Below are 16,626 nucleotides of genomic sequence, written 5' to 3' on the forward strand. Positions count from 1 at the left end.
GCGGGACAGGCAGGGCCATATGCCGGATCTCCGCGCCACCAACGATGGCTCGCTCGGGCTACCGGTCTCGCTGGTGCTCGCCGTCTTTCCCTTCAGCAGCACCGTTGGGGAACGCCCTCCCGAACGGGCGCGGGACCGAAGGCCTTGGGGGGGATGGGGCGGCCCCTCAGAGTGGCGATGCAGCGGCGCAGGGCGTCGGCCAGGATCACGACCACGAGGACCATCATGATCGCCGTGAGGGAGGCCTGAAGGTAGCCCTGGAAGGCTTTCCCGGCCTTGCGGGCGAGGGGGAGGTAGATGTTCACGATGCCCAGGGCTCCCGCCGTGAGGGTGGTGACGGCCACGAAGACCATGGGGACCGCCGTCGCCCACGCATACCGGGACTTCCCCATGTTCACCAGAAACGTGGTGCCGATGGCGAGGGCCACGGTGGCGAGGAGCTGGTTGGCCGTCCCTAACATGGGCCAGATCGTCTGAACGGAGCCCGTGTAGATGAAGTAGCCCCACGCCGCGCAGATGACCGTCGTGGTGGCCACGTTGCCGGGGAGCCAGGAGGGGTTCCCCATGGGTTTGTAGTAATTGCCCAGGAACTCCTGGAGGAGGAAACGCGCCACGCGCGTGCCCGCGTCGATGGTCGTCAGGATGAACAGGGCCTCGAACATGATGGCGAAGTGGTACCAGATGGCCATGAAGGGCCGCAGGCCGGGAATGGCCCCGAAGATCTCCGCCATGCCCACGGCCAGCGTGACCGCCCCTCCGGCCCGCCCCGTCACGTCCTCGCCGACCTCGGCGTTGAGCCTGCCCAGGTCCACCGTGTCGAGGCCAAGGGCCTGAAAGGCCTCCGGGGAGAGATTGATGGCGTAGTAGTCTCCGGGATGGAGCGAGCAGGCGGCGATGAGGGCCACCACGCCCACGAGGCTCTCCATGAGCATGGCCCCGTAGCCGATGAAGCGCGTGTCGGTTTCCTTGTCCACCATCTTGGGAGTGGTTCCCGAGGAGACGAGGGAATGGAAGCCCGAAATGGCTCCGCAGGCGATGGTCACGAACATGAAGGGGAAGAGCTTCCCGGGGATGATGGGGCCGCCGCCGGAGACGAAGCGGGTGAAGGCCTCGAAGTGCAGGTCGGGCCGGACGATGAGCACGCCGGCGATGAGGGCGAAGATGGTGCCCACCTTCATGTAGGAGGAGAGGTAATCCCGCGGGGCCAGGAGGAGCCAGACGGGCAGAACCGAGGCGGCGAATCCGTAGAGGGCCAGGAGGATGGTCAGCTGATGGTGGCTGAAGGTGAAGGCCCCCGCGAACGAGGAGGCCGCCACGTATTTTCCCAGGATGACGCAGAGGACCAAGGCCGCCACGCCCGCGAGGGAGGGCCCCTTGATGGCTCCGGGCCGGACCTTGAACATGTAGAGCCCCATCACGACGGCGATGGGGATCGTCATGGCGATGGTGAAGGTGCCCCAGGGGGAGGCGGCCAGGGCGTTGACGACCACCAGGCCGAGCCCCGCCAGGGCCACGACGACGATGAAGAGCACGGCGATGCCGGCGGTGAAGGCCGCCACGGGCCCGATCTCTGCGCGGGCGATTTCCGGCAGGGAACGGCCGTTGTGCCGGACCGAGGCCACGAGGATCGTGAAGTCGTGGACGCACCCCGCGAGGACGGACCCGGCGAGGAGCCAGAGAAGCCCGGGCGCCCAGCCGAACTGGGCGGCGAGGACGGGGCCCACGAGGGGGCCCGCGCCCGCGATGGCCGCGAAATGGTGGCCGAAGAGGACCCATTTGTTCATGGGGACGTAGTTGTGGCCGTCCTCGAACCGGTGCGAAGGCATCTCCCGGCTCGGATCCAGGGCGAGGGCCTTGGCCGCGAGGAAGGCGCTGTAGTACCTGTACCCCAGCGCCAGGACGCACAGGGCGCCCACCATGATGGGAAACGAGTTCATGAGTCCCCCCTCCCCCGATGCAAGGCCACAATGTACGCGCCCGGCCTTCGAGGCGCAAGGAGGGAGGCCCGGCCCCGAATCAGCCGCCGGTCCACCTCGCCGTATGCTCGCCCAGCCGGGGAACGGGCCCCGCGCCGGGGCGTCCGTAAGACGCGAGGAGCGCAGGAAACGGGAAGCCTACCCCGGCGCCCCCCGCCAGGGCGAGGGACCGCACGGCCTCCAGGTCCCGCACCGGAGAAACGGGAAGCCCGAGAACGCGGAAGCGCTCGGTCCACCATGCGGCAGGCCTTCGCGCGATGGCCTGCGCGATGCGCGCGGCGGCGGCCGCGCCGACTTCCCCCCGCTCCAGGGCGGCGCCCGCGAGATCGGGAAGGCCCACCTCCTTGAGGAAGGCGTCCCAGAATTTGGGCTCCAGGCAGCAGACCGCGATCTCCCGCCCGTCGGAGCCGGCGTAGAGCCGGTACGCGGGACACCGGCCCGAAAGCATGTCCTCGCCGAGGCCTCCGCCTCCCGCCGCGAGGTCCGCCAAGGGCCAGGCCAGAAAGGGCGCCGAGGCGGCCGAGAGGGGCTGGTCCAGAAAGCGCCCCCTGCCCGTGCGGCTTCGTTCCAGGAGCGCCGCCAGGAGCGCCGTGAGCCCCAGGACCCCGCCCGCTATGTCCGAAACGGGCAGCCGGGGCATTCCCGGAGGGAAAAGGGAAAGGAGTCCCGAGGAGGCGGTGAAGTTCAGGTCGTGGCCCACGGCATCCCGGTCGGGGCCCGTGTGGCCGTAGCCCGACATGGAGAGGTAGATGAGGCCCGGGTTCACGGCCATCATCCTCTCCCAGCCCAGGCCCCACCCCTCCATCGTTCCCGGCCGGAAGCTCTCCACGAGGACGTCGGCGTGGCGGCACATCCTCCTCAGGGACGCGGCTCCCGCCTCCTCCCGCAGGTCCAGGCAGACGGACTCGGCCCCCCGGCACAGGGAGGCGAAGGCCGCCCCGACGCCGCTTTCCGGGTCCAGGGGCGGAGCGTGGCGGAGAGGGTCCCCCGCGGTGGGGTCCTCCACCTTGGCCACGGTGGCGCCCAAATCCAGGGCCAGGCGGTCGAGGACGGCCCCGGGAAGCATGCGCGAGGCGTCCACGATCACGGTCCCCGTCAGGGGTCCTTCCATCGTTTCCTCCCTGCCCGTTCCAGGATGCCCCCCGATCCCTCGATCACCCTTCGAGGGGCCGGAAGGCCTTGATGAACTGCATCATCTCCGTCAGGTTGGTGACGCGCACCCGGCCCATGAGGAAGGCCGTCTGCGGGTTCATCTTCCCGGTCTCGATGGCGAGGAAGGTCTCCTCCTTCATCTCCACAATGCAGTCCGGGGAACCCGCGAGGCCCTCCTCCACCGTGCACGCGCCGTTTTCGATGCGCACGGTCCAATCGGGATGCTCGGAGTTCTTCAGCCGGTAGTGGAAGGTGCTCTTCCAGCCTTCGGCCTTGTCGGCGCGCAGCCGCCCGGGCAGGGACCTGGCGATGCGCTCCACGGTCCAGGGTTCGGCGGCGGACGGCGTCTGGGCGGCGGGATTCTCGGAAGGTTCCATGGTGGGCTCTCTCCTTTGGGAAGACGGGGCGGTCGGGGCCGCCTTGCGCTCCTGGGCCCCTGCGCGTTCGAGGAGCGATCGGGCGACGATTTCGCGCATGATTTCGGAGGTTCCTCCCGCGAGGGTGGCGGCTCGGGCGTCCCGGAAAAAGCGCGCCAGCGGGTACTCTTCCATGAACCCGTAGCCCCCGTAGCACTGGAGGCAGGCGTCCGCCATTCGGACGGAGAGTTCGGTGGCCACCAGCTTGGCCATGGCCGCCTCGGTGACGGCGGGGCGGCCCTCTCCGACGAGGCCGGCGCAGTGGTAGGTGAGGCGGCGGGCCGCTTCGAGCTGGGCGGCGAGGTCCGCCAACCGGTGGGTGAGGGCCTGAAAGCGGGTCAGCGGGCGCCCGAAGGCGGTGCGGCTCTTCATGTAGGCGAGCGTCTCCTCCAGGGCGAGGTCCGCGCTCCCTACCGCGATGGCGGCGGCGCACAGGCGCTCCAGGGCGAAGGCCCCGACGATGAGCTCGAAGCCCCGGCCTTCCTCTCCCACGAGGTTTTCGGCCGGCACCCGCGCGTCCTGGAAGGCCAGCTCCGCCGTGTCGGAGGCGTGCCAGCCCATCTTCTTCAATCGGCGCGAGACGGAGACCCCAGGCGTGTCGGCATCCACCACGAGAAGGCTCAGGCCCTCGGCTCCCTCTCCCCCGGTGCGGACGGCCATTGTGTAGAAATCGCCCGAGACTCCGTTCGTGATGAAGGTCTTGGCGCCGTTCACCACGTAGGCGTCCCCCTCCCGGACCGCCCGGGTCCGGAGGGAAGCCACGTCGGAGCCCGCGTCGGGCTCGGTGATGGCCAGAGCGCCCACCTTGGCCCCCCGGATGGAGGGCTCCCAGTAGCGCCTCTTGAGGGCCTGGCTCCCCGCCGCGGCGATGTGGGCGGTGGCCATGAACTGCTGGACGGACACGGAGGCGCAGAATCCCCCCATCCGCGAGCGCGGCAGTTCCTCCAGAAAGGCCACGGCCATGAGGACATCCGCGCCCGCCCCGCCGTATTCCTCGGGAGCCGTGATGCCCAGGAAGCCGAGGTCTCCCATCCGGAGATAGATCTCCCGGGGGATGCGGCCCGCCGCCTCCCATTCCTCGGCGTGGGGGGCCACCTCCTTCACCAGGAAGGACCGCACGGCCTTCCGGAAGGCCTCGTGTTCGGAGGTCCAACCGAAGCCGTTCATGGGATCGCCTCCGATAGACATTCTAGAGCCCTCCGACCCGGCCCACGTGCCCGCCGTACATTTCCTCCAGTTCCTCCCTGTAGCGCGCCTCGATGACGCGCCGCTTGAGCTTGAAGGTGAGGGTCATGGTGCCGCTCTCCGCCGAGAAGTCCTCCTCCAGGATGCGGTAGACCTTGATCTGCTCGACCCGCGAGAGGGACGCGTTCACCGCATCCACCTGGGCCCGCACGTGGGAGAGCAGTTCGGGGGCATCCAGGGGGGCCGAGGAGAGCCCGGGGCGAACCCCGTCCAGGGCGGGCCGGTCCAGCGTCAGGAGGGCCACCACATAGGGACGGCGGTCGCAGTGGACCAGTGCGTTGGAGATCCCGGGCCGCGCCTTGAGGAGGTTCTCGAGCTTCGTGGGAGCGATGTTCTCCCCGGAGGCCGTGATGATCAGCTCCTTCTTGCGGTCCGTGATTTTCAGGAAGCCGTCGGCGTCCATCTCCCCCACGTCGCCCGTCCGGTAGAAGCCGTCGGGAGTGAAGACCGCCGCCGTGGCCGCCGGGTCCTTGAAGTACCCGGCGAAGACGTTGGGGCCCCGGACGAGGATTTCACCGTCTGCCTCGAGACGGATCTCCACGCCCGGCAAGGGCCGCCCCACCGTCCCGAAGCGGAAGGCCTCGGGCGTGTTGCACGTCGCGGGCGCGGAGGTCTCCGTGGCGCCGTACCCCTCGCAGACCAGGATCCCCACGGCGTGGAAGAACCTGGCCAGGTCCGCCGCCAGGGGGGCGCCTCCCGACACGAAGTACTTCAAGCGGCCGCCCAGCCTGTTTTGGATCTTGGAAAACACCAGAGCGTTCGCCAGGGCGCACTTCAGCCCCAGGGACGGAGGAACGGGCCGCCCCGATTCCAGGAGAAGGCTCCGTTTCCGGCCCGCCTCCAGCGCCCACCGCGCCATCCGGCGCTTCCACCCGGGCTCCCTGGCCATCTGCGCCTGGATCCGGTCGTGGACCTTTTCGAAGAAACGCGGGACGGCGATGGCGTACTCGGGGCGGACGGCCGCGAAATCCTCCACGAGGAACTCGGGCCCACGGGAGTAGGCGATGGTCCCGCCCAGGTAGAGGGGCGTGAAGTGGCCGGCCACCCGCTCCAGCGAATGGGCCAGAGGAAGGAAACTGAGGTTCAGTCCCAGGTGGTTCTCCGGCCCCACGGCGGCGAGCACCGCCTCCACCACGCCCACGGCGTTCCCGTGGGTCATGACGGCGCCCTTGGGGTCCCCCGTCGTCCCGCTCGTGTAGACCAGCGTGAGGGGGGTGGAGGAAGGCGCCCGGGCGCTTTGCTCGACCCTCTCCCTCCCCACGGCGGGATCGCCCGTGGCCTCGAAAGCCGAAAGCGGCTCGGTGAAACCGTCGCCCTCCGGGGCCGGATCGAACGCGACGGCGCGCTCCAGAAGGGGGAGGCTCCCCCGCGCCGCGAGGACCTTTCCCAACTCCGTTTCGCCTTCCACGAAGACGACGCGGGAGTCCGAGTGGCGCAAGACGTAGGCCGCCTCCTCGCTCCTCAGGTCGGCGTAGACGGGCGCCACGACCCCGCCGGCGAACTGGATCGCCAGGTCGCAGAGCGCCCATTCGGGGCGGTTCCTGGAAAAGATGGCGGCCCGGTCGCCGGGACGCAGTCCGGCCCGGACCAGCGCGGCGGAAATGGACCGGACCCGCTCCTCCACCTCCGCGTAGGTGAGGTCCCTCCACGCTCCTCCCCGGAAGTACCGCATGCAAGGCTTCCCGGGCCTTTCCCGGAAGCGGTCGAGCATCACCTGCACGAAGTTCTCGTATCCCATCCGAACTCCCCGGCCTTCCCCTCTCCGCGGATGCGGCCCCACCTATCCTGGAGGGTAGAACTTGGTCCCCTTCCGCGCCGCCTCCTCCAAAAGGGGGGCGGGACGGAACCGAGGCCCGAGGCGCTCCGCGTACCCCTCCATGCGCCGCACGGCCTCGCCGGCGCCCAGGGTATCGAGGTAGCGGAAAGGCCCTCCCCGGAAGGGCGGGAAGCCCAGCCCGAGGATTCCGCCCACGTCTCCGTCCCGGGGGCACGCGAGCACGCCCTCCTGGAGGCACCACACGGCCTCGTTCACCATGAGAAAGGCCAGCCGCTCCGCCATCTCCAGGGCGGGGAACTCCCGCCGGGGCGCGCCGCCGAGGAGAGCGTACACGGCCTCGTTTACGGGCTTGGCGCCCCGCCTCCGGCGGCCGTAGAGGTAGAAGCCCTTGCCGTTCTTCCGCCCCTGGAACCCGGCGGCGAAGAGCTTCGGCAGGGCCTCGCTGGAGGAGAGGCCCCGGTCCTTGAAGGTGTCGCCGAAGTCCTTGGCCACGTGGGCTCCCACGTCGATCCCCACCTCGTCGAGGAGCGCCACGGGGCCCACGGGGTAGCCGAAGTCCTTCAAGGCCCGATCCACCGCCTCCACCCGCGCGCCCTCCTCGAGCAGGACCATGGCCTCGTTCAGGAAGGGGGAGAGGATCCGAGTCGTGTAAAAGCCCGGGCCGTCCTTCACGACGATGCAGGTCTTGCCCTGGGAGACGCCGAAGGCGCGGGCCGTCGCGAGGGCTTCGCGGGAGGTCTTCTCCGCCCGGACGATCTCGAGCAGGGGCATCTTGGGCACGGGCGAGAAGTAGTGCATCCCCAGCACGCGCTCCGGCCGGCGGGCCCCTTCCGCGATGGCGCGAATGGGCAGGGCCGACGTGTTGGAGGCGAAAACGCAGGACTCGGAGACGACGGCTTCCGTTTCCGCCAGGACCTTCCTCTTCAGGGCGAGGTCTTCGAAGACCGCCTCCACCACGAGGTCCGCGTGGCGGATGGCCTCGTAGTCCAGGCTCGGCGTGAGCCTCGCCCAGAGCCGGTCGCGCTCGAAGCGAGTGACGGCCCCCGACTTGACCTGCTTGGACAACCCCTCCCAGACGATCTTTCCGCACCGGGAGAGGACCTCGTCCGAGACGTCCTTCACCACGACGGCGGACCGCTTGAGGGACACGGAGGCCACGCCCGCCCCCATGAAGCCGCCTCCCAGGACGGCGAGCCGCCGCACGGGACGCGGCGCCGTGTCGTCGAGGGGCTTCTTCAGCTCCGTCATGTGAAGGAAGAGGGTCAGGAGGCTCCGCGCGGCCTCCCCGGCGAGGAGTTCACCGAAGAGGGCCTCCTCCTTCCGGAAGCCCGCCTCCGGTCCCCTCTTCAGCCCTTCTTCCACGCAGTCCAGGATGGCGAAGGGAGCGGGGTACAGTCCCCGGGTCTTGGCGCGCACCGAATCGCGGGCCTTCTTCAGGACCAAGGCCCTTCCGGGCGGAGTGGAGAGGAGGCGCTCGACCAGGGAGCGCTTCCTCCTTCCGGGACGCAGGCTCCCCTCGGCCAGCCGGCGGGCGGCCAGGGCCGCCGTCTCCACCAGGCCGCCGGGGGTGGTCAGCGCGCTCACGAGACCCATCCGGAGCGCCTTGCGGCTCCGGACCCTCTGGCCCGTGAGCATCATGGGCAGGGCCGCGGGCAGGCCCACCAGGGGGGGCAGGCGCTGGGTTCCCCCCGCGGCGGGCAGGAGCCCGAGGGTCACTTCGGGAAGGGCCAGGACCGTGGCCGGATCGTCCGAGGCGAGCCGGTAGGTGCAGCACAGCACGAGTTCCACGCCGCCCCCGAGGACCTGGCCGTGGATGGCCGCCACGAAGGGCTTGGGGCTCTTGGCCACGAGGTCCATGAGGACGTGGCCCTCGGCCGACAGCGCGGCCCCTTCCTCGGGCGTCCGGCAGGCGAGGAAGTCCTTGAGGTCGGCGCCCGCCAGGAAGTCCTTCTTTCCGCTGGCGAGGACGGCCGCCTTCACGTGCGGGTCGGCCAGGACGTCCTCGATGGCCGAGCGAAAATGGCCGAAGAGGCTTCGGGACAGGATGTTCTGGGGACCGGACGGATTGTCGAAGGTCAGGATCGCCACTCCGTCGAGGCGCTTTTCGAGTCGAACCGGATTCATGGCTCCACCCTCTCGAAGACCAGGGCGTTCCCGATGGCTCCCGCCGCGCAGGCGGCCACGAGCCCGTACCGGGCCCCCTCCTTCTGCATTCGCTGGACGCAGGTCGTGACCAGGCGCCCTCCCGTGGCTCCGAAGGGATGGCCGATGGAGAGGGAGCCGCCCCACGCGTTGAGGCGTTCGGGATCCACCCGGCCCACGGCCCGGTCGCGCCCGAGGCGCTCCCGGGCGAAGGCATCGCTCTCGAGGAGCTTCAGGTTGGCCACCATCTGGGCGGCGAAGGCCTCGTGAATCTCCACGACCCCCACCTGGTCCAGGGTGAGTCCCGCTCCGTCCAGGGCCTGGGGAATGGCGAAGGCCGGTCCGAGAAGGAGCTCGTCCAGGGGGTCCATGGCCGTGAAGCCGTAGGACACGAGCGCCGCCAAGGGCCGGAGCCGGAGTTCCCTCGCCTTCTCCTCGGACATGAGCAGGACGGCCGAGGCGCCGTCGGTCAGGAAGGAGGAGTTGGCGGCCGTGAGGCTTCCGAATGAGCGGTCGAAGGCGGGCCGCAGGCTCCCCATCTTCTCGGGGGTGCTGTCGCCCCGGATCCCGTTGTCCTCCCGGACGATCCGGAATCGGCCCGGAACCAGGACGGGCACGATCTGCCGGGCCAGGTGGCCCTCCTGTCTGGCCCTGGCGGCCTTCAGGTGGGAGTTCAGGGCATAGGCGTCCTGGTCCTCGCGGGTGACGCCCAGTCGCTTGGCGAGGCGTTCCCCGTTCTGCCCCATGGACAGCCCCGTGGAGAAGTCCGCGATGGCGGGCACGGCGGGCTTGAGGTCCTTCCACTTCGTGCCGGCGAAGTGGCGAAGGAGCCCAAGGGGCCCCTTGACCCGCTGGGCGCCCATGAGGCGCTTTCTCATGGGACGGCTCAGGCGGATGGGCGCATCGGACAGCGTCTCCGTCCCTCCCGCGATCGCCACGTCCGCCATGCCCGAGGCGACGAAGTGGGCCGCGTTCACGAAGGCCAGATTGGCCGAAACGCACGCCACCGTCAGGGTGTACGCGGGACAGGAGGAGGGAAGGCCGGCGGCCAGACCCACCTCCCGGGCCACGTTGCTCGTGTCCGGGTCGGCGATGACGGTCCCCATCACGAGGGCGTCCACCTCTTTGGGATCGATGGGAGTTCGGTGAAGGAGGCCCGCCACCGCCGCCCGGCCGAGATCGTAGGCCGAGAGGTCGAGGAAGTCGGTCCCCGACCGGAGAAAGGGGGTCCGGCAGCCGTCCACGACGACCACCCTCCGCCCCGGAAGCCTTCCGCTCTTCATCCTCCCCTCCTGGAGCGGGCGCAGGACGACCCGCGGGCACGATTCTGGTCAGACCACAATAAAAACTATAGGAAGGCGAATCCCCCCTGTCAAGCCAACCGGTTGCATTTCATGAACCAATGACCTAGGATGCTTTCAGAACTGTGGTCTTACCAGATGGAGCCGCCCATGCAGATCCGTCCCCTGGAGCGCCGACCGAAACTCAGCCGCCAGGCCGGCGAATACCTCGCGAGGCTCATCAGCGAGGGGGCGCTGAAGGCCGGCGACCGGCTCCCCTCCGAGTCGGCCCTGGCGCGCCAGCTCGGGGTCAGCCGCCCCACCGTGAGGGAGGCCATCGGCGCCCTCGAGGCGCGGGGGCTCGTGGAAGTGCGGCCCCGCTCCGGCGTCTTCGTGACCGCGGCGCTCTCCCTGGACGATCCCGAGGGGATCCAGGAGATGATCGCGGTGGACCCGGCCCGCCTCTGGGACCTGCTGGAGATCCGGAAGATCATCGACGCCGAGGGCGCCGCCCTCGCCGCCGAGCGGCGGACCCCCGAGGACATCCGATCCCTGCGGGCGCTGGCCGAGGAGGCCCTGGGCCACTCCGCGGAAAACCTCGTCCGGCGCGAAACGGGAGGCAAGGCCTACGTGGCCTTCTTCTCGCTCCTGGCCGCCGCCACCCACAACACGCTCTTCGACCACTTGAGAAAGTCCATTGACCGCCTCGTGCAGAACGCCCTTCCCGCCAGCCGCCTCCGGCTGCGGGGCCACCCCGAAGCCGGAGAGGCCATCCGCCTCCAGCTCCTCTCGGTCCTCGACGCCGTGGAGGCCGGCGCCCCCTCCCGGGCCCGGCGCGCCGTGCGCATCCACCTGGAATACCTCGAACAGGTCCTATTGGGGCCAGGCCGTCCGTCTTAGAGTCTGATCCGTTGCGATGTCCGGAGCGTCGGGGACCCGCACCGGTCTTGTCGAGCCAGGCTATCGTTTGAGGCTGGACTTTAGAATAGAGCGCCCGGGGGCGGGGTTAAGAGAAATCATGGAGAGGCTCATGGCCAAGATCGGAATTCGGACGGGTGGCGGTGTGGAAAGGGCTTTTTCCTGGGCTTCTGGCGCGCTTCGGCTGGGGGCCTCGGTCATGCTCGCGGCGGCCTGTGGGGTCGGTCTCGCGCCCCTGGCGCAGTCGATCCACAGCGCGGGCGGCAACGATCGGGGACAGATCGGCGACGGGGCCACTCCCGTGGCGGCGACCCCCATCCTCCTTCCCGGTCTCGGCCCCGCAAAGGGGGTCAGCGCCGGAGACGGATTCACGGTGGTCCTGAAGGAGGACGAGACGGTCTGGGCCTTCGGGCGCAACCTGGACGGCCAGTTGGGAAACGGATCCTTCTTCTCCACCAGCGCTCCCGTTCAGGTTTCGGGGGTCTCGGGCATCAAGCAGATCTCCGCAGGCCGGAACCACGTCCTCGCCCTCGGCGCCGACGGCTCCGTTTGGGCCTGGGGCTACAACGGCAGCGGCCTGCTCGGAGACGGGACAACGGTCTCGCGCTCCACGCCCATTCACACGCTGTCGTTGAACACCATCACCAAGGTGGCCGCCGGACTGGCCCACAGTGTGGCCCTGCACCAGAACGGCACGGTCTATACCTGGGGCGCCAATTACTTCGGCGAACTGGGCGACGGAACCACCACGGGCCGCCTCCTCCCGGCTCCCGTCCCGGGTCTGACGGACGTCGTGGACATCGCCGCGGGGGGCTTTTTCACCCTGGCGCGGCGGGTGGACGGAACGGTCTGGGCCTGGGGCGCCAACGCCTCGGGCCAGCTGGGCGACGGAACGACCACGAGCCGGACGAGCCCCGTGCAGGTGGCGGGCCTGTCGGGCGTGGCCGCCCTCGCGGCGGGCTACGACCACGCCCTGGCCGCGCGCATGGACGGCACGGCCGTTCAGTGGGGGTACGGAGCGGGCTCCACTCCCGTTTCCGTGAGCGGGCTCTCCTCGGTGCAGTCCGTCGCCGCCGGCAACAAGTACAGCCTCTTCCTCGACGCGGATGGTTCGATCCGGGGCCAGGGCGTGAACTTCTACGGCCAGCTCGGCAACGGGACTTGCTCCTCTGCCGCCTCCCTGGGCCCCGTTCTGGCCATCGCCGAGGCGGGCCTCGTGGCGGCGGGGTGGGATTCCGCCGTGGCCGTGGACGGCGTGGGCGAGGTGTGGACCTGGGGCTCCGATTCGGACGGCCAGCTCGGCGCGGGCCGCCCCACCTTCCGAACGTCCTTCGCCCAGATCTCGGGCGCGGGATCCATCGTTCAGGCGGCGGGCGGAGCCTCCCACTCGGTGGCCCTCCTTTCCGACGGCACGGTCTCCTCCTGGGGCGACAACTACTACGGGGAACTGGGTATCGGCGATTACGCCCCCAGCGGGACACCCCTCCCGATCCCCGGCCTCTCTGGGATTGCGCAGGTCGCCGCGGGGGCCTACCACACGCTGGCCCTGAAGGCGGACGGCACCGTATGGGTCTGGGGCTACAATTACGACAGCAACCGCTTCCCGACGCAGAAGACCGGGCTCACCCAGGTCGTCGGCGTGGCCGGGGGGGGCGTGTTCAGCCTCGCCGTCCGGTCCGACGGGACGGTGTGGGGTTGGGGTTCCAACTCGCAGGGCCAGTTGGGCGACGGGACCACGGCCTCCACCTCCGTCCCCGTCCAGGCCGCCGGGCTCACCCAGGCCACCGCCGTGGCGGCGGGCACCTACCACTCCCTGGCCCTCCGGCAGGACGGGTCCGTCTGGTCCTGGGGCTACAATCCCCGCGGGCAGTTGGGCGACGGGACCACGACCAGCCGGCCGACCCCCGGGCCCGTTCTCGGCCTTCCCCTTCCCGCCACCGCCGTGGCCGCGGGGGGCCATTTCAGCGCCGCCCTTCTCACCGACGGAAGCCTGTGGCTATGGGGAGACAACGAGGATGGGCAGATCGGGGACGGGACCACCGCCAACCGGGCGCTTCCCGTGGAGGCGGCGGGCCTCCCCCACCCCGTGGCGTCGGTGGCCCTCGGCTACGCCCACGCCCTGGCCGTCCTCGACGACGGAAGCCTCTGGACGTGGGGCTGGAACGCCTCGGGACAGCTGGGCCAGGGAAATCGCACGGACGCCCATGCTCCGGTGCGGGTGGCCGGCTTCGGGCCCGCCTCCCTGGCCGCCGCGGGAGCCAACCACAGCCTCCTCCTCAAGGGAGGGTGCTCGGTCTCCTGCTCGGCCCTCGTCCCGGCCTCCGTCCTGTCGGGTTCGCCCGTGAACTTCTCGGCCTCCGCCTCCGTGAGCCAGTGCGCCGGCGCGCCCGATTTCGCCTGGGACTTCGGAGACGGCTCTCCCCCGGCTTCCGGGGCCGACGTAACCCATTCCTACGCGCTGGAGGGGACCTACACCTGGACGCTGACGGCCTCGGCCGACGGGGTGACCTGCCAGCGGACCGGGACCCTCACGGTGGCTTCCTGCACCCTGACCTGCGCCGCCTCGGCGCCAACCCTGCTCAACACAGGGGAGCCGGGCGCCTTCTCGGCCACCGCCCAGGTCTCCGCCGGGTGCGCCGCACCCTCCTTCGCCTGGGACTTCGGGGACGGCTCGGGCGCCGCCACCTCCGCTTCGGCCCACGCTTACTCGGGGCCCGGAGCGCGCACGTGGACCCTCACCGTCACCTCCGGAGCGCTGACCTGCACCCGAACGGGGATCGTCACGGTGGTGAATCCGCCCTCCGTCACCGCCCTGGCCAAGAAGACCAACCCCTTCCGCGTCGTCGTCACCGGGAGCAACCTGCAAAACGGGATGCAGGTCTTCATCGGAGGGACGCCCCACGCCACCGTGACTTACAAGAGCGCCGCCAAGGTGGTCCTCAAGGGCTCGACGCTCAAGAGCCTCGTCCCCAAGGGCATCCCCACCCTCTTCCGCTTCGTCAACCCCGACGGCGGCTGGGCCGAGTACACCTGGACGAGATAGCCCAGGAGTGGAGGACCCCTCTTCTGACCCCCGCCCCGACGGCCCCGGGTGTCGGGGAGGGATTTTTTTTGGGGCGGGTGTCTATACTGTTAAGGAGGAGAACGAGCGGTTCCGGTCGGAACCGGTTGAAACAGTGGAGGAGGGTGCCCATGGTGAAAGTGTTCGAGGAAGTGACGGACCCGAGGGAAGACCCGTTCTTCGGTGGGGTGGGCGCCTTGATTCCGTTCAGGCTACCGCCGACCGACTCTTCCGAGAAGCCCTCGACCGAGAACTCGGCGCCTCAGCCGGAGATAGGCCCGGACGGTCGAATCGTCCCGGACAGCCCCTTCCTCCAGGTGAACAGCCCGACTCCCCCGTACCCGGCACCGCCGGGAAAGGAGTGGACGGACTACGACGGGGTGTGGACCCTTCTTCCGACCACCCGGTAAAGCGTGGACGCGGGCGGCCGAGCCCGAACGACCCGGTCGCGGGGGACCGCGGCGTCCCGGACCAGACCGACGGGGCCGTGTCTTTCCGGCGGGGGCTCGGTTTCTGGGTCTCTCTTTCGGAGCGGGCGCCCGGAACCTTTACAGGATATACCGGCTGAGGTCCTGGTCGGCGGCCACGTCGCGGAGGCACTCGTCCACGTAGGCCTTGTCGATGGTGACCCGGGCGCCGCCCAGGTCGGGCGCGTTGAAGGAGACCTCGTCCATGACCCGTTCCAGGACGGTGTGCAGGCGGCGCGCGCCGATGTTCTCCAGTTTCTCGTTGATGGCGTCGGCGTAGGCGGCCATGGCCTCCACCGCGTCGTCGGTGAAGACCACCTCCACACCCTCTGTGGCCAGGAGGGAGGTGTACTGGAGGACGAGCGAATTCTGCGGCTCCTTCAGGATCCGCACGAACTCGCCCCGGCCCAGGGACGACAGTTCCACGCGGATGGGGAAGCGGCCCTGCAGTTCGGGCAGGAGGTCGCTGGGCTTGGCCATGTGGAAAGCCCCCGCGGCGATGAAGAGGATGTGGTCGGTCCGCACGAGCCCGTGGCGGGTGTTGACGCGGGTTCCCTCCACGATGGGGAGGAGGTCCCTCTGGACGCCCTCGCGGCTCACGTCCGGGCCGTGGCCCCCGGAGCCCTTTCCTGCGATCTTGTCGATCTCGTCGAGGAAGACGATCCCGCTCTGTTCGGTCCGCGTGACGGCCTCCCGGTCGATGTCGTCCTTGGAGATGAGCTTGTCCTCCTCTTCCTGGGCCAGGAGTTCGAGGGCCTCGGGGACCTTGACCTTGCGCGTCTTGCGCCGCCCCCCGCCGAGGCCGGGCAGGAGCTCCTGGAGGTTGATGCCCATCTCCTCCATGCCCGCCGGGGTGAAGAGCTTCATCGAGGCCCCGCCCTCGGGCACGCTCACCTCCACGGTGCGGTCGTTCAGGCGCCCGGCCTTCAGCCACTCGCGCATGCGCTCCCGGCTGGAGGCTCCTGAGCCCGGCACCGGGGGCGGCTCGAAGGCCCCCCCCTGGGCGGGCGGGGCCGTGTCGCCGGGCCGGTACGAGGGCGTCGGCGGGATCAGGAGGTCGAGAAGGCGCTCCTCGGCCTGGGCCTTGGCCTTCTCCCGCACGGCCGCCACCTTCTCCTCGCGCACGAGCTGGAACCCGATCTCCGTCAGGTCGCGCACGATGGACTCCACGTCGCGCCCCACGTAGCCCACCTCGGTGAACTTGCTGGCCTCGATCTTGAGGAACGGAGAGGCCGTCAGGCGCGCCAGGCGCCGCGCGATCTCCGTCTTCCCCACCCCCGTGGGGCCGATCATGATGATGTTCTTGGGGGCCACCTCGTCGCGCAGGTCCTCGGGAAGGGTCTGGCGTCGCACGCGGTTGCGCAGGGCCACGGCCACGGCGCGCTTGGCCTCGGCCTGGCCGATGATGTACTTGTCCAGCTCCTCCACGATCTTCTTGGGCGTGAGCGGATCGTCGAGGCGGTTGTACAGGGAGCCCGGTTCCGTCTTGATCATTTTCGCACCTGTCGGAGAGCCCGAAAGCGTCCGCGGGGAGGAACGGGAAGATGGCGCCGGAGGGCCCGCGGCGGGCCGGAGGCGGCCCTCATCCCCCGCCGGTCGTTTCCTTTTCCAGTTCCTCGACGACCAGGTTTCCGTTGGTAAAGATGCAGATCTCGCTGGCGATGCGCAGGCTCTCCTCCACGATGGCCCGGGCCGGAAGGTCCGTGTTCCGCAGGAGCGCCCGGGCCGCCGCGAGGGCGTAAGGCCCCCCCGAACCGATGGCGAGGATGCCGTCGTCGGGCGCGATGAGTTCGCCGCTTCCCGAGAGGAGGAACTGCCGCTCCCCGTCGGCCACCACCAGCATGGCTTCGAGCCGCCTCAAGGCCCGGTCCGTGCGCCAGTCCTTCACGAGTTCCACGGCGGCCCGCTCGAAGTTCCCGTGGAACTCCTCCAGCTTGGCCTCGAAGCGGGTGAAGAGGGCGAAGGCGTCCGCCACCCCGCCCGCGAAGCCCGCCAGAACGCGCCCCTGGTACAGCCTGCGGACCTTGCTGGCCGTGTGCTTGATGGCCGTCTGGCCCATCGTCACCTGGCCGTCGGCCCCCAGCGCCACCCGGCCTCCCCTCGACACGCACAGCACCGTCGTCGAACGCACGCGATCCACCGCCGCACCTCCGGCCCTACCATACCGCACGCCGGAAGCGCGGGGAAGGAGG

The 16,626-nt window shown here is 69.9% G+C and carries 11 protein-coding genes; 3 read left to right on the forward strand and 8 right to left on the reverse strand.

Annotated features, from left to right (window positions below; genetic code table 11):
- Nucleotides 1–92 precede the first annotated feature (92 nt).
- From AB1824_08060 to AB1824_08085, 6 genes are all read right to left on the reverse strand, one after another.
- Entirely contained in the window at nucleotides 93–1,937 is a 1,845-nt protein-coding gene (locus tag AB1824_08060; protein ID MEW5764919.1) for a carbon starvation protein A, read from the reverse strand.
- A 79-nt stretch (nucleotides 1,938–2,016) separates the two neighbouring features.
- Nucleotides 2,017–3,087, reverse strand: a complete 1,071-nt coding sequence (locus tag AB1824_08065) for a CaiB/BaiF CoA-transferase family protein (GenBank protein ID MEW5764920.1) — start codon at nucleotides 3,085–3,087, stop codon at nucleotides 2,017–2,019.
- Nucleotides 3,088–3,130: 43 nt separating this feature from the next.
- Nucleotides 3,131–4,711, reverse strand: a complete 1,581-nt coding sequence (locus tag AB1824_08070; GenBank protein ID MEW5764921.1) for an acyl-CoA dehydrogenase family protein — start codon at nucleotides 4,709–4,711, stop codon at nucleotides 3,131–3,133.
- A 22-nt stretch (nucleotides 4,712–4,733) separates the two neighbouring features.
- Nucleotides 4,734–6,527: a long-chain fatty acid--CoA ligase gene (locus AB1824_08075; protein ID MEW5764922.1), complete on the reverse strand. Its 1,794-nt coding sequence runs from the start codon at nucleotides 6,525–6,527 to the stop codon at nucleotides 4,734–4,736.
- Nucleotides 6,528–6,569: 42 nt separating this feature from the next.
- On the reverse strand, nucleotides 6,570–8,690 hold the full coding sequence (locus tag AB1824_08080; GenBank protein ID MEW5764923.1) for a 3-hydroxyacyl-CoA dehydrogenase NAD-binding domain-containing protein: 2,121 nt from the start codon (nucleotides 8,688–8,690) through the stop codon (nucleotides 6,570–6,572).
- Nucleotides 8,687–9,991 (reverse strand): acetyl-CoA C-acyltransferase, encoded by a 1,305-nt coding sequence (locus AB1824_08085; GenBank protein MEW5764924.1) that lies wholly within the window; start codon nucleotides 9,989–9,991, stop codon nucleotides 8,687–8,689. Before AB1824_08085 ends, AB1824_08080 begins: the two co-directional genes overlap by 4 nt.
- 168 nt (nucleotides 9,992–10,159) lie before the next feature.
- Between AB1824_08085 and AB1824_08090 the strand changes: the two genes are divergently transcribed.
- The 3 genes from AB1824_08090 to AB1824_08100 all read left to right on the forward strand — a co-directional run bounded on the left by AB1824_08090 (nucleotide 10,160) and on the right by AB1824_08100 (nucleotide 14,377).
- Nucleotides 10,160–10,888, forward strand: coding sequence for a FadR/GntR family transcriptional regulator (locus tag AB1824_08090; GenBank protein ID MEW5764925.1), 729 nt, complete (start codon nucleotides 10,160–10,162; stop codon nucleotides 10,886–10,888).
- Between the two features lie 130 nt (nucleotides 10,889–11,018).
- On the forward strand, nucleotides 11,019–13,949 hold the full coding sequence (locus tag AB1824_08095; protein MEW5764926.1) for a PKD domain-containing protein: 2,931 nt from the start codon (nucleotides 11,019–11,021) through the stop codon (nucleotides 13,947–13,949).
- 149 nt (nucleotides 13,950–14,098) lie between these two features.
- Complete coding sequence (locus tag AB1824_08100) at nucleotides 14,099–14,377, forward strand: hypothetical protein (GenBank protein MEW5764927.1); 279 nt, start codon at nucleotides 14,099–14,101, stop codon at nucleotides 14,375–14,377.
- Nucleotides 14,378–14,515: 138 nt separating this feature from the next.
- Here AB1824_08100 and hslU read toward each other — a convergent pair whose 3' ends face one another.
- Nucleotides 14,516–15,928, reverse strand: a complete 1,413-nt coding sequence (hslU, locus tag AB1824_08105; GenBank protein MEW5764928.1) for an ATP-dependent protease ATPase subunit HslU — start codon at nucleotides 15,926–15,928, stop codon at nucleotides 14,516–14,518.
- A gap of 88 nt (nucleotides 15,929–16,016) precedes the next feature.
- The gene (gene hslV / locus AB1824_08110; GenBank protein ID MEW5764929.1) at nucleotides 16,017–16,574 is read right to left on the reverse strand and encodes an ATP-dependent protease subunit HslV; all 558 of its coding nucleotides are present in this window, start codon (nucleotides 16,572–16,574) and stop codon (nucleotides 16,017–16,019) included.
- Nucleotides 16,575–16,626 lie beyond the last annotated feature (52 nt).

The organism is Acidobacteriota bacterium (assembly GCA_040752915.1).
Classification (GTDB): Bacteria; Acidobacteriota; UBA4820; order UBA4820; family DSQY01; genus JBFLVU01.